Below are 13,031 nucleotides of genomic sequence, written 5' to 3' on the forward strand. Positions count from 1 at the left end.
AATAGTCATACTAATAAGTGTCAGAGAGAAGGCTATGTCCACCTGGTCCCCGCTATTTATTGATAACGACGATGCCGCAGCGCTACGTATCCATTTGACGCGCAATACTCTGCTGGGCGAAACCCTGCGCCTTCAGCAACAGCAAGTTGAACAATGGCTAAATGCACCGCTGTGGGTCCCCGGGCATGGGGAAGGCGGCGGGCCGGAACACACACAGCACAAACTGAATTACCAGATGATGAATCTTGCGGGGCGTTTGTGGCTCATTACTCAGGATGCACGTTACAAAGAACGGGTGATTCAGATTCTCTGCATCTATGCCGATCGCTACCCGCAGTTGGGTGATGCCATCAGCCACGACACCAATCCGCCAGGGCGTTTATTCCACCAGACGCTTAACGAACATATGTTTTTGCTCTATGCCGCTGAAGCCTGGCACTGTGTAAAAACTGAATCGACCGCTGAACAAGTCCAACATATTGAAAGCAATTTGCTGCGACTGATGGCGCACGACGCCACGCATACTCACGCTGCAACTTTCGATATTGTGCATAACCATGGAATGTGGTCGGTCGCGGCGGTCGCGATTTGCGGGTACGTGTTAGGTGATGACGAATGGGTGTTGGATTCGCTGTATGGCCTGGCGCGAGATAGCAAAACTGGCGGCTTCTTCGCGCAGCTTAACCAACTCTTTTCATGCGACGGTTACTATATAGAAGGGCTTTATTACCAGCGCTTTGCTCTGCGCCCTCTTCTGCTGCTCGCCGAAGCCATCTCCCGCCGCCAGCCTGAACTGAATATCTGGGAATATAACCATCGTATTATTCAACGTGCTTGTTACACCTTGTTTGCGCTGGCCTTCCCCGACGGTACGCTTCCGGCTTTAAATGACGCGTCAAAAACGATGGACTTACGCGATGAAGGTGCCGTTATCGCCGTCAGTCTGTGCTGGCAGCATTACGGAGCGTATGCCCGTCTGGCTGAGTTGGCCCGCTGGCAGTCATGCGTCTGGCCGGGGCGCGGGGCTTTATCGCTTTGCGAGCATCTGGAAAATTCGCCAGCTCAATCTTTACCCTGGCCAGGCCAGTTAGTTCGTGATGGTCAGAACGGTGAGCGTGGGGCTATCGGCGTGTTGCGGGTGCGAGATAATCAGCAAGATGACAATATGGCGCTGCTGTACTGGGGCGGTCACGGCAATATTGCCGGAATGCATTCGGCGTTAAACCACGGTCATTTCGACGACTTGCACCTGAGCCTGTTTAATCGTGGTCGCGAGTTTTTACGTGATTACGGTTTCGGTCGCTGGGTCAATATCGAACCGAAATTTGGCGGGCGCTACATTCCTGAAAACAACAGCTACTGCAAACAAACCGTCGCCCACAACACGGTGGTGGTAGATGAAGGCTGTCAGCATAATTTCGATAAAAACCAAGCCGCGTTGCACCACGGTGAAACGCACTTCTTTATCACCGATAACTCACACGGCCAGGGGATGAGCGCTCGCAGCCACGATGACTGGCCCGGCGTCAGCCAGCAGCGCACGGTGTTATTGCTCAATGTGCCGCAGTGCGAAAAGCCCTTGGTGCTCGATCTTTTCAGTCTAAGCAGCAGCGATAAACACCAATATGATTATTGCCTGCACGGGCGTGGACAACTGATCAACACCTCGCTATCACTGAATTATTCAAGGTCATGGCAGCCATTAGGCGATCGGAATGGCTATCAGCATTTATGGGATTGCGCCCGCAGCCCGGTTCCTGCAGGTGAAAATGGGCAACTGACCTGGCTTGATGGCGATACTTTTTACACCGCAACGGGCGCGTTGCCCCAGGGTGGCGAGCTGATTATTGCTCAGACCGGTGCTGGCGATCCGCAGTTCAATTTACGTGTTGAACCTGCGTGGTTATGGCGAACTCATGGCGACAACGTGGTATTTGCCACCACTATTGAAAGCCACGGCTATTTTGATGAAGCCAGCGAAACTTCACGCAATGCGCGCGGGCAGGTAAAACGTGTCGAAGTGCTTGAGCACGATATTGCCGCCCAGACTAAAGTTGCGGTTTATTTTGCGGAAGGTGAAGCGCTGGAAATCATCGTCGATAACCGCCCAGGATTTGGGCAGTTTTCGGTGCAGCCTTTATAGACGGTGTTTGCTTGCCGTCATCAACGCTAAAGATGCTTCATAGGCAGCGTCACCGTCGCCAATCATAATCGCGCGATAAATGCGGTGATGATCTTCCAGGCACATACCGCCTTCTTTCGACGAATGGCTGATAAACCACTTAAACACGGTGGTCAGCACATTGCCAAACGGGGCATAGAAGCAATTTCCCGAAGCCAGGAAAATAGCACGATGGAAGCGCGTATCCACATCCACCCACCGATCCGGGTCGAAATCTTTCGCCACGGCACACATTTCTTCATGCACACGGGAAAGCTCAATTCGCTGCTCGCTGGTCGCATTCAGCGCGGCAAGACGTGTCGCATGTGGCTCAATAACACGGCGGAACTCGAGAAACTGGTGATACATTTCCAGCGTCCCTTCCATGCCATTCATCCATTCGAGCAACTGAACATCAAGGATATTCCAGTTATTGCGCGGGCGAACACGGGTTCCCACTTTCGGGCGAGATTCAAGCATCCCTTTAGATGACACAAGTTTGAGCGCCTCACGCAATGCCGTGCGGCTCACGCCGAGCTGTTCACAAAGCTCCACTTCGCTGGGCAGAATATCCCCCGGCAAAAGTTGCCCGGAAAGAATCTTGCGGGCGATGTCGCTGGCAATAAGTCCATCCAGACCGCGTTGCGTAGTAGCAATGGTTGTGAATTGCATGCTTTTGTCATACCTGAAAAAGGGAAGGAAATTAGTGTATCACTAAACCATGTAGCCAAAAAAATTCGAGTTGCAGTCAGCACTGCTGCAACCCGAAGTACGACGGATACCTTTAAGGCGCCATCTGGCCGCCATTTACATCTAAAATCTGGCCGGTAATGTAGCCGCTCATTTTATGAGAAGCGAAGAACAGGAAGCTCGGAGCCACCTCTTCACTGAGCCCAAAACGCCCCATTGCAATCGACCCGGCAATCTTGTCACGCAGCTCCTGCGGTTTATCTTCATGGAACGCGGTATCAATGGTGCCCGGCGAAACAATGTTGAAGCGAATATTATCTTTGGTGAATTCTTTCACCCAGTTGCGATGAATGTCGTGCAACCAGGCTTTTGACGCTGCGTAAATACCTGCGCCAATGCCGCCACCTTCGCGCCCTGCAATCGAACCGGTGCTGATTACCGAGGCGGTTTCACCGCTGGTTTTTGCCGATTCACGCAGATGAGGAATCGCATATTTGGTCATCATTAATGCCGAGCGCGCGTTCAAATCCATGACGCGGTCATAGAAGTCATCGTCGATGTTCTCAAGACCTGCACGCCCACCTAAACCCCCGGCGTTATTGATAAGCACATCGAGGCCACCAAATTGTTCGACAAAAGCGCTGACCAATTGCTGACAGGCACCTGACTGGGATAAATCAGCCGGGAAATAGCAAACTTCACCACCTAAACTGCGAAGCCTCCCAAGCTGCGGTTCCATCTCCTGTGCGGAGCGGCGGCCATTAATACCCACTTTTGCGCCACAGCGTAAAAATGCCTCTGCCGCTGCCAAACCTACGCCTGCCGAAGCGCCAGTCACTAATACACGTTTATTCCGTAAATCAGAAAACATCGGATCACCTCTATTTGTCATTTAGTATTACAAATACTACCAACCTATCCGGGCTATGCAAAAGAAAAGCGCCCGGTAAAAGGCGCTTTTGCGAGTCAGAGCGTATCTTTCGCCTGCTGCGGGGAATCCTGCCCAACCCGGCAACTCAGGCGCAGCAAATACCCCACCAGGAATACCGATGCGGCACACGCCAGGAACAATAATCGCCCCCATAACGGGTTGGGAATAAGCACCATCAACACCAGGCCGCCGCTCATCAGCATGGTAATAAAGCCGATTTTTTCGCGTTGCTGGAGGTCAAACCCTTGCTGTTCTGAATCCTCAACCACCTCGGTTTCAATATTTTTGAAGAAGGTTTCAATCTGCTCCTTCTCTTTAGCTGAGTAAGAGGTTTCGCGGTAGAACAGTTTGGTGCAGATAAAGAAACCGCCCGTCAGCACCAGGTGAGCAATGATGTTGATGATGACGTTGATTTCGCTCAGTTCACGTTTGGTAAACTCAATTCCCAGCAACTGGCCGAGTGCTTTCGAGGTCAACACATCCATACACATCCATGACACAAAGATGCCGAATACCACGGTTCCCCACGCCGCCCAGCGCGGAGTGCGCTTGATAAACATGCCGAAGAACAGCGGCACCAGGAGTGGAGCCTGAGCAAGTGTTGAAACCGACATCATCAGGTCAAACAAACTCATGCCTTCAAGATGACTGAAGAACAGCGAAACAATAATCACCAGCAAGCCGTTCACAATGCAGAACATTTTCCCGGCAAACAGCTCCGCACGGTCACTGATCTTTTTATTACGGCAAACCACCGGCACCCAGAAACTGCGCACGAAAATGCCGCTGTTGCGGTTCAAAGCCGGGTCCATTGTCGACATGGTTGCGGCAAATAAACCGGCGACTAGCAAACCAACGGTTCCCGCAGGCATTGCCCGTTCAACAAAGCTCAAATAAATAGTGTCCGAGGCTTTATTACCGAGAGCGGCATATTGCGCAGTGGCATCCGGGTAAAGGCTGGCAGAAACCCACGGTGGAATAAACCAAATCAGCGTCCCTACCGCCATTAATATCATGGCAAAGAAAGCGGCCTTTTGGGCATTCTTCGAGTCTTTCGCATTCAGGAAACGGTAAGAGTCCTGCATGTTATTTATATTTTGCAGCTGTTTTACAATAAAGAAGATAACTGAACCTAATATCACCACTCCGTAATTCATATTCGGCCCCATAATAAAGCCGGATGGGAAGTGAGTGACCATATTTACCGGACCGCCAACGTTGACTAATGCAACAATGGCGCAGGCAATAGAAATAACCGCAACAATTAAGGTTTGAACAAAGTCTGAAGCAACCACGCCCCAGGCTCCGCTTAATAACGAGATCATTAACACCACAATACCGGTTACCCAAATCGTGACCGAAAGATCCCAGTCAAAAACGGTGCTAACAAATATCGCCAACGCATTCATCATTACGGCGCCGCTCAGAATACTCAGTGGGATAATCACCCATGTGAAGAAGTGTTCATTCTGCGAACCAAAGCGATGACGAATCACTTCAGTGGCCGTGTCTACGCGTACCTGGCGGAAACGTTTTGCAAACCATAGCCAGGAAATTCCGTATGCGATGGTATTCCCGAGGAATATTGCTGCCACCATAAAGCCATCGCCAAACGCTTTCCCGGCGGCTCCGGTAAATGTCCAGGCGCTAAACTGCGTCATAAACGCCGTCGCCCCCACCATCCACCACAACATCCTCCCACCACCACGGAAATAATCACTGGAGGATTTACTGGCCATTTTTTTAAATATAAAACTGATCAACACCATTAAGATGAAATAACCACAGATTACAGCGGTATCATAGATCATAATCGTACCCTTAGGTCAGAGGATTACCAGTTCCAGAGCGTTCCGTCTTCGAGGCGGCTAACAGGAAGATAAGATCTGACATAGGGATAATTTCCCATGGCGGCTTCATCTATATCTATTCCCAAACCTGGTTTATCAGAAACCAATAGCATTCCATCCTTGAGGGGCAGTTCGTATTTAAAGATGCTATTTAATTCAGGGGTGCCAAAACCAACAAATTCCTGGATACCAAAGTTAGGTGCCCAACTATTAAGATGCAAATGGGCCATTGTGGATATGGGGGATAAATCCGGTGCACCGTGCGGAGCCATACGCACATGATAAAGGTCGGCAAATGCACTGAGCTTACGCATCGGCGTTATTCCACCACCATGTGAAACTGCGGTACGGATATAATCTATCGATTGCGTTTCGATTAACTCTTTTGCATCCCAGATGGTATTAAATATTTCACCCACGGCCAGCGGCGTTGTGGTGTGCTGGCGAATAATTTGATAACCAGCCGGGTTTTCTGCCGTGACGGTGTCTTCTAAAAACAGTAAATCATACGGCTCCAGCAGTTTTCCTAACCGTGCTGCTTCTATTGGCGTCAGGCGACTATGAACATCATGCAATAAATCGATGCCGTAACCGAAACGTTCGCGAGCCGCTTTGAACAACTCAGGTATGAAATTCATGTATTTGCGCGTAGACCACGCTTGTTCCGGCGGCAACGGGCGATTACCCTGCAACTCATAGTAATTTTTCTTCCCTTCCAGCGTGCCATAAGTGCCTTTGGTGGACGGAATCGCACATTGCAGACGAATGGCTTTGTAGCCTTGTTCAATAAAATTCGCCGTGTTATCCAGCACTTCGTCGATGCTTTCACCGTTGGCATGAACATACACCGTCACGCCCTGACGGCTTTTTCCACCCAGCAGTTGCCAGACCGGTAGCCCCGCATGTTTGCCCAGAATGTCCCACAACGCCATGTCGATTGCACCGATCGCCGTCATCGTCACCGGACCTTTACGCCAGTACGCACCGCGATAAAGGTACTGCCAGATATCTTCGATATTGCGCGGATCTTTGCCGATAAGACACGGAGCAATGTGCTCTTCCAGATACGCTGCAACGGCCATTTCCCTGCCATTCAGTGTGGCGTCACCCACACCATAAATTCCTTCGTCCGTTTCAATTTTTACCGTAACAAAATTTCGTCCAGGCCGGCTCACCAGCACTTTTATACATTCGATCTTCATAGCAACTCTCGTAGGGTTGAGAAAAGACAGGGGGAGTAAATTATTTTATTTGTCGTACTATAGTATTTATAAACTGACTATTGTGTGAACAATGTCGTAATTTTTAAGTTACCAGATGAGGGGTTATTTGTTGCCAGATGGTAAATATTAGCGGTATTTATGAAAACACCTGAAATAAACATCACTAACACATTGATTTTATTGTGTGGTATGTAAACTGATAACAATGATGAATTTGCAGTTGCGAGGGGGATTGTCAAATATTACGAATCTATTAGTATGACTAATAGAAATGAAGACGAGTTCTAATCATAAAAAAAGCCCGTCGGCATGGCGCGACAAGCTTCGGGATTATAGTGCTTTCGGTGTGTTATTCGTGCAAACCACACTCGCGCTTCAAACCAAAGAAACGTGTCTCTTCTTCTGCCATACCCTCTTCCCACTTACGCGTGGTATGAGTGTCGCCCACGGAAAGGTAGCCCTGATCCCATAGTGGATGGTACTTCAGGCCATTGGCTGTGAGGTATTGGTAAACCTGGCGGTTGTCCCAGTCGATAATTGGTAGAATTTTAAAGACTTCGCGTTGAATCGCCAGCACCGGCAAATTGGCACGGCTGCCAGATTGCTCGCGGCGCAAGCCAGCAAACCAGGTTTGGCCGCCCAGCTCGCGTAGCGCACGGTTCATTGGCTCAACTTTGTTGATGTCATTATATTTCTCAATGCCTTCAACACCCTGCTCCCACAGCTTGCCGTAACGCGCTTCCTGCCACGCCGCACTTTCCTTCGCGCTGAAAACTTTCAGATTGAGCTTCAGCTTGTCGGTCAGCTCATCAATAAACTGGTAGGTTTCCGGAAACAGATAGCCGGTATCGGTAAGAATGACCGGGATATCCGGGAACTGTTGAGTTACCAGATGCAAAGACACCGCAGCCTGAATACCAAAACTTGAGGAGAGCACAAACTCCCCCGGCAGGTTTTCCAGCGACCAGGTGACACGCTGCTGCGCCGTAAGCTTTTCGAGCTGGCTGTTGACCTCGCCCAGCGCCATTATGCGCTCGACTTTCGGCAGTTCATTCAACGCTTTTAGATCGAGTACCGACATACGTGCCTCGCTAGTTGCTTGATATCATGGTGGACGGCCCCTTCGGCCTATCCACCCTACAACGGTCTTTCGTAGGTCGGACTAGCGTTAGCACCATCCGACATTAACTGCAACGCTAGTCCCACAAATCCCGGGCCGGGTCCAGCACTGGACGAATAATCCCCGCGCGGATGGTGAAATCACCGAAGCCTTCGTCCGCTTCGCGCTCTTTCGACCAGCGCCCAACCAGTTCATCAATCGATGCCAGAATTTCTGGCTCAGTGATGTTTTCACGGTACATACGCGGAATACGCGTACCAATACGGTTACCGCCGATGTGCAGGTTGTAGCGCCCTGGTGCTTTGCCCACCAGACCGATTTCAGCCAACAGCGCACGGCCACAGCCGTTCGGGCAGCCGGTAACACGCGTGACGATGTGTTCATCCGGCACGTTGTGTTTCTCCAGCACTTCTTCAACTTTAGTCACAAACTGCGGCAAGAAGCGTTCAGCTTCGGCCATTGCCAGCGGGCAAGTCGGGAAGGAAACGCAGGCCATCGAGTTTTCACGCTGTGGTTTCACCGCGTTCATCAGGCCGCTTTCTTTGGCGATCTTCTCGATCGCTGCTTTTTCGCTTGCTGGCACACCCGCCACGATCAGATTCTGGTTTGCCGTCAGGCGGAAATCGCCTTTATGGATCTTCGCGATCTCCATCAGACCGGTTTTCAGCGGCCTTCCCGGGTAATCCAGAATGCGGCCATTTTCGATAAACAGCGTCAGATGCCATTTGTCGTCGATGCCTTTTACCCAGCCAATACGATCGCCACGCCCGGTAAATTCATACGCGCGAGTCGGCTCGAATGTAATCCCGGCACGGCGTTCAACTTCGGCTTTAAACACGTCAACACCGACGCGCTCCAGCGTATATTTGGTCTTGGCATTTTTACGATCGGTACGGTTGCCCCAGTCGCGTTGCGTGGTGACAACAGCTTCCGCTACCGCCAGAGTGTGTTCCAGCGGAATGTAGCCAAACTCGCTCGCGGTGCGGGCATACGTTGCTTTGTTACCATGTTCGATGGATAAACCACCACCCACCAGCAGGTTAAAGCCCACCAGCTTGCCGTCTTTCGCAATCGCGATGAAGTTCATGTCGTTGGCATGAAGATCGACATCGTTCTGCGGAGGTACCACGACCGTGGTTTTAAACTTACGCGGCAGATAGGTGGAACCGAGGATCGGCTCTTCGTCGGTCGTCGCCACTTTCTCTTGATCCCACCAGATCTCCGCATAAGCGCGAGTGCGTGGCAGCAAATGTTCGGAAAGCTTTTTCGCCCACTCGTACGCTTCCTGGTGCAGTTCAGACTCCACCGGGTTCGACGTACACAGCACGTTGCGGTTCACATCGTTGGCGGTCGCCAGCGCATCCAGCCCAACTTCATGCAGCATTTCGTGTGCCGGTTTCACGTTCTTTTTCAGAATGCCGTGGAACTGGAAAGTCTGGCGGTTGGTCAGGCGAATGCTGCCGTAGATGGTTTTGTCTTCGGCAAACTTATCAATCGCACGCCATTGCTCGGTGGTAATAATCCCCCCCGGCAGACGGCAACGCAGCATCATGGCATGACGCGGCTCGAGTTTCTGCTCTGCACGCTCAGCACGAATATCACGGTCGTCTTGCTGATACATACCGTGGAAGCGGATCAGCAAGAAGTTGTCGCCTCTGAAGCCGCCGGTCAGGCCGTCCTGCAAATCTTCCTGAATGGTGCCACGCAAATAGTTGCTTTCGCGTTTCAGGCGCTCGGCATCAGACAGTTTGCCTTCGACCACTAATGGTCCTGGGTGTTTTTCGCTCATTAGTAGACATCTCGCTGATAACGGCGCTCAACGCGCAGCTCACTTAAAAATTCATCAGCCGTTTCGGTATCCATACCACCGAACTCAGCTACCACTTCCAGTAATGCCTGCTCAACGTCTTTTGCCATGCGATTCGCATCGCCGCAGACGTAAATGTGGGCACCTTCATTAATCCAGTTCCACAGTTCCGCGCCTTTTTCGCGCAGTTTATCTTGTACGTATATTTTATGTTCCTGGTCGCGTGACCAGGCGAGATCAATGTTGGTCAACAGGCCATCTTTGACGTAACGCTGCCATTCAACCTGATACAAGAAATCATCAGTAAAGTGCGGGTTGCCGAAGAACAACCAGTTTTTACCGCCCGCGCCGTCGTTTTCACGCTGCTGCATGAACGAACGGAACGGGGCAATACCAGTGCCTGGGCCAATCATAATCACCGGGGTTTCCGGGTTAGCTGGCAGGCGGAAGTTATCGTTGTGCTCGATGAACACACGTACTTCGCCATCTTCTTCAAGGCGATCGGCCAGGAAACCAGAAGCGCCTCCGGTGCGAGCACGCCCTTCAATGTCGTAACGCACTACGCCAACGGTAATGTGCACTTCGTTTTCAGCTTCTGCCTGCGACGATGCAATCGAATACAGGCGCGGCGTCAGTGGACGCAGCAGTTCAACCAACTGCTCAGCGGTTAATTCTGCTGGCGCATAACGCACCATGTCGACAATCGGCGTGTTATGAGCAAAGTGTTGCAGCTTAGCTTTATCACCCGCCAAATCCAGCAGCGCTGCATTGCGGGTAATCTGCGCGTATTTCTCAACAATGTTGGCGGTGTTGATAGTGAGTTCGAAATGCCACTCCAGTGCTTCGCTGAGCGGTAACGTTTTACCGTCGACCGTGACGCTTTCATCGCCTTTCAGCCACAGCAGTTCAACCAGTTCTTTAACCAGTGCAGGATCGTTTTGATACCAGACACCGAGCGCATCACCCGGCTGATAACGCAGGCCTGAATCACCCAAATCGATTTCGAAATGGCGCACATCTTTTTCTGAATCACGGCCAGTGATTTTCTGGTTAACTGCAAGCGTTGCGGTCAGCGGCGCCTCTTTAGTGTATGGGCTTGAGAATACTTCGTTGACCACGCCCGTGGCAGTCACTGCCGCTTGTGCAGGCGTTTCGGCCGGCACACGGGATTTCAGGACATCGACAATTTTTGCACGCCACTCGGCTGCTGCTGGCTGGAACTCCACATCACAATCCACGCGGTCCAACAGGCGCTCACCACCGAGTTCCGCGAGTTTGTTATCAAAGTCTTTACCGGACTGGCAGAAGAATTCGTAAGAGGTATCGCCGAGGCTGAATACCGCAAACGCGGTGCCTGGCAATTTTGGCGCTTTTTTCGAAAACAGGAATTTGTGCAACGCCACGGCTTCTTCAGGGGGTTCCCCTTCACCTTGCGTTGAAGTCACGACAACCAGCAGTTTTTCCTGGGCAATTTGTTTGAATTTATAGTCGCCCGCGTTAACCAGGTTAACGTTCAGTTTTGCTGCCAGTAAATCATCGCGCAATTGCTCACTCACGCGACGCGCGTTACCGGTTTGCGATGCAGAAATCAGCGTAATGACTGGAACTTCTGCCGCAGGTGCCTGAGCCGTGGTAACAGCGCCCGGTTGTTGATTTATCATCCCCCAGAAATAGCCGGATAACCAAGCCAGTTGCGTCTGCGAGAAATCGGTTGTCGCCGCCTGAAGGCGTGCCAATTGCTCCGGGGTTAGCGGCAGCAAAGCGGTCGGTGGGGCCTGAGTTGTCATGCTTGATTGGGTTCCAGTAGCAAAAGGTCCGTTTTCATCATTCAACGGTAAAAAGCATTCATGGTGTAAGGGTAACCATCAGGATAATAACAATTAAAGAAGGGATAGAAATATCAAATAACCAAAATGACTAACCGCTTTTACGGGTAATCCATAACGTTAAAAGTGGTTAGTTAATCCTTTGATTTATATCAACTTAAATTAGCAAACATGACTAAAACAGAGCTTTAACCAATGATGATAGTTTTAGTTAATGCTTAAAATAGTGGATTCCGGTACTATGCGGCGGTTTTTCGTCCTATTGAGATAGTAATAATGACCACCACTCTGTTTAAAGATTTTACCTTCGAAGCCGCTCACAACCTGCCGCATGTGCCTGAAGGCCACAAGTGCGGTCGCCTGCATGGCCACTCCTTTATGGTGCGTCTGGAAATCACTGGCGAGGTTGATCCTTATACCGGCTGGATTATGGATTTTTCTGAGCTGAAGGCGGCATTTAAACCGACTTATGACAGACTGGATCATTACTATCTGAATGATATTCCTGGGCTTGAAAACCCGACCAGCGAAGTGCTGGCGAAATGGATCTGGGATGAAATGAAACCGCTTGTGCCACTGCTAAGCTCAGTGATGGTAAAAGAAACCTGTACCGCCGGTTGCGTGTATAAAGGTTAAAAGAAAGGCACCGTAAAGGTGCCTTTTTAGTTTTATGCGATATTTAAATATTTATGTGTCTGCATCGAAAGTCGCCAGTTGCGGGCAATGCACGTTTCAATGCACAGGCGTGTTGCGTCTTCTTTCTGGCTGATTGGCTGAAGCGCAATAATCCGTTTTTTATCATCCACCAACGTCGCCAGCAGTTCGTCCAGCGCTTCAATATCACGCATACGCCCAACCGGGTGCTTAATTTCGTCCGCACGCTCTAACGCCTGAGACAGCACATCATATCCACCGCGCATATTCACTTTTGGTGAAACGGTAACCCAGGTTCCGGCAGTACAACGCACTTCGTGCGTGCCGCTGGTTTCAATCTGGCAGCTATAGCCGTGGTGCTCAAAGAGCGAGGTCAGTGGCGTGAGATCGTGAATACAAGGTTCGCCACCGGTAATCACTACATGGCGGGCGGTGTAGTCCTGGCGCTGAAAAATTGCCAGCAGATCTTCGGCACTGGCATTGCCCCATTTATCGCTTTCTTTGGTTTTAGCCAGAATGCTGAACAGAGAGACTTCACGATCCGCGAGTTTATCCCAGGTGTGTTTGGTATCGCACCACGCGCAGCCCACTGGGCAGCCTTGTAGGCGAATAAAAATGGCGGGCACACCAGTAAAATAGCCCTCCCCTTGCAGGGTCTGGAACATCTCGTTAATCGGATACTGCATAGTCTTCTCAGATAATAGGTATAAAGAGTAATTATCGCAGAAGTGACGGCTGAGATCATGCGTAACGCGGCTGCGGCGGCATA

The 13,031-nt window shown here is 50.8% G+C and carries 10 protein-coding genes; 2 read left to right on the forward strand and 8 right to left on the reverse strand.

Annotation, left to right across the window (positions count from 1 at the left end; all coding sequences use genetic code 11):
• Positions 1-34: 34 nt before the first annotated feature.
• Positions 35-2,143, forward strand: a complete 2,109-nt coding sequence (locus tag LVQ76_RS16150; protein ID WP_232922051.1) for a heparinase II/III domain-containing protein — start codon at positions 35-37, stop codon at positions 2,141-2,143.
• On the opposite strand, the gene LVQ76_RS16155 is transcribed toward LVQ76_RS16150, so the two are convergent.
• The 7 genes from LVQ76_RS16155 to cysJ all read right to left on the reverse strand — a co-directional run bounded on the left by LVQ76_RS16155 (position 2,138) and on the right by cysJ (position 11,569).
• On the reverse strand, positions 2,138-2,833 hold the full coding sequence (locus tag LVQ76_RS16155; protein ID WP_232865726.1) for a FadR/GntR family transcriptional regulator: 696 nt from the start codon (positions 2,831-2,833) through the stop codon (positions 2,138-2,140). The genes LVQ76_RS16150 and LVQ76_RS16155 overlap by 6 nt on opposite strands.
• Before the next feature lie 112 nt (positions 2,834-2,945).
• Positions 2,946-3,722 carry an SDR family NAD(P)-dependent oxidoreductase gene (locus LVQ76_RS16160; protein WP_232922052.1) on the reverse strand — a complete coding sequence of 259 codons (777 nt, stop codon included), beginning with the start codon at positions 3,720-3,722 and terminating at the stop codon, positions 2,946-2,948.
• A 95-nt stretch (positions 3,723-3,817) separates the two neighbouring features.
• The gene (locus LVQ76_RS16165; RefSeq protein WP_232922053.1) at positions 3,818-5,593 is read right to left on the reverse strand and encodes a sodium:solute symporter family transporter; all 1,776 of its coding nucleotides are present in this window, start codon (positions 5,591-5,593) and stop codon (positions 3,818-3,820) included.
• 23 nt (positions 5,594-5,616) lie between these two features.
• On the reverse strand, positions 5,617-6,834 hold the full coding sequence (gene manD, locus LVQ76_RS16170; RefSeq protein ID WP_232922054.1) for a D-mannonate dehydratase ManD: 1,218 nt from the start codon (positions 6,832-6,834) through the stop codon (positions 5,617-5,619).
• A gap of 370 nt (positions 6,835-7,204) precedes the next feature.
• Positions 7,205-7,936 (reverse strand): phosphoadenosine phosphosulfate reductase, encoded by a 732-nt coding sequence (cysH, locus tag LVQ76_RS16175; protein WP_064513335.1) that lies wholly within the window; start codon positions 7,934-7,936, stop codon positions 7,205-7,207.
• A 115-nt stretch (positions 7,937-8,051) separates the two neighbouring features.
• Positions 8,052-9,764 (reverse strand): assimilatory sulfite reductase (NADPH) hemoprotein subunit, encoded by a 1,713-nt coding sequence (cysI, locus tag LVQ76_RS16180; RefSeq protein WP_232865730.1) that lies wholly within the window; start codon positions 9,762-9,764, stop codon positions 8,052-8,054.
• A complete protein-coding gene (gene cysJ / locus LVQ76_RS16185) occupies positions 9,764-11,569 on the reverse strand; it encodes an NADPH-dependent assimilatory sulfite reductase flavoprotein subunit (RefSeq protein WP_232922055.1) in 1,806 nt (601 codons plus the stop codon). The genes cysI and cysJ overlap by 1 nt, the downstream gene beginning before the upstream one ends.
• Positions 11,570-11,881: 312 nt before the next feature.
• Here cysJ and queD point away from each other — a divergent pair, with 312 nt between their 5' ends.
• Entirely contained in the window at positions 11,882-12,244 is a 363-nt protein-coding gene (queD, locus tag LVQ76_RS16190) for a 6-carboxytetrahydropterin synthase QueD (RefSeq protein ID WP_232922086.1), read from the forward strand.
• 32 nt (positions 12,245-12,276) lie between these two features.
• Here the strand turns inward: queD and queE are convergent, their stop codons facing one another.
• Positions 12,277-12,948 carry a 7-carboxy-7-deazaguanine synthase QueE gene (gene queE / locus LVQ76_RS16195; RefSeq protein WP_154152755.1) on the reverse strand — a complete coding sequence of 224 codons (672 nt, stop codon included), beginning with the start codon at positions 12,946-12,948 and terminating at the stop codon, positions 12,277-12,279.
• Positions 12,949-13,031 lie beyond the last annotated feature (83 nt).

The organism is Buttiauxella cochleicola (genome assembly GCF_021283185.1).
Classification (GTDB): domain Bacteria; phylum Pseudomonadota; class Gammaproteobacteria; order Enterobacterales; family Enterobacteriaceae; genus Buttiauxella; species Buttiauxella massiliensis.

Bases quoted from the DNA above. Each gene is read 5' to 3' on its own strand.
- queE (WP_154152755.1), bottom strand. From the start codon at position 12,948: ATGCAGTATCCGATTAACGAGATGTTCCAGACCCTGCAAGGGGAGGGC.
- cysI (WP_232865730.1), bottom strand. From the start codon at position 9,764: ATGAGCGAAAAACACCCAGGACCATTAGTGGTCGAAGGCAAACTGTCT.
- LVQ76_RS16155 (WP_232865726.1), bottom strand. From the start codon at position 2,833: ATGCAATTCACAACCATTGCTACTACGCAACGCGGTCTGGATGGACTT.
- cysJ (WP_232922055.1), bottom strand. From the start codon at position 11,569: ATGACAACTCAGGCCCCACCGACCGCTTTGCTGCCGCTAACCCCGGAG.
- LVQ76_RS16165 (WP_232922053.1), bottom strand. From the start codon at position 5,593: ATGATCTATGATACCGCTGTAATCTGTGGTTATTTCATCTTAATGGTG.
- LVQ76_RS16160 (WP_232922052.1), bottom strand. From the start codon at position 3,722: ATGTTTTCTGATTTACGGAATAAACGTGTATTAGTGACTGGCGCTTCG.
- cysH (WP_064513335.1), bottom strand. From the start codon at position 7,936: ATGTCGGTACTCGATCTAAAAGCGTTGAATGAACTGCCGAAAGTCGAG.
- manD (WP_232922054.1), bottom strand. From the start codon at position 6,834: ATGAAGATCGAATGTATAAAAGTGCTGGTGAGCCGGCCTGGACGAAAT.
- LVQ76_RS16150 (WP_232922051.1), top strand. From the start codon at position 35: ATGTCCACCTGGTCCCCGCTATTTATTGATAACGACGATGCCGCAGCG.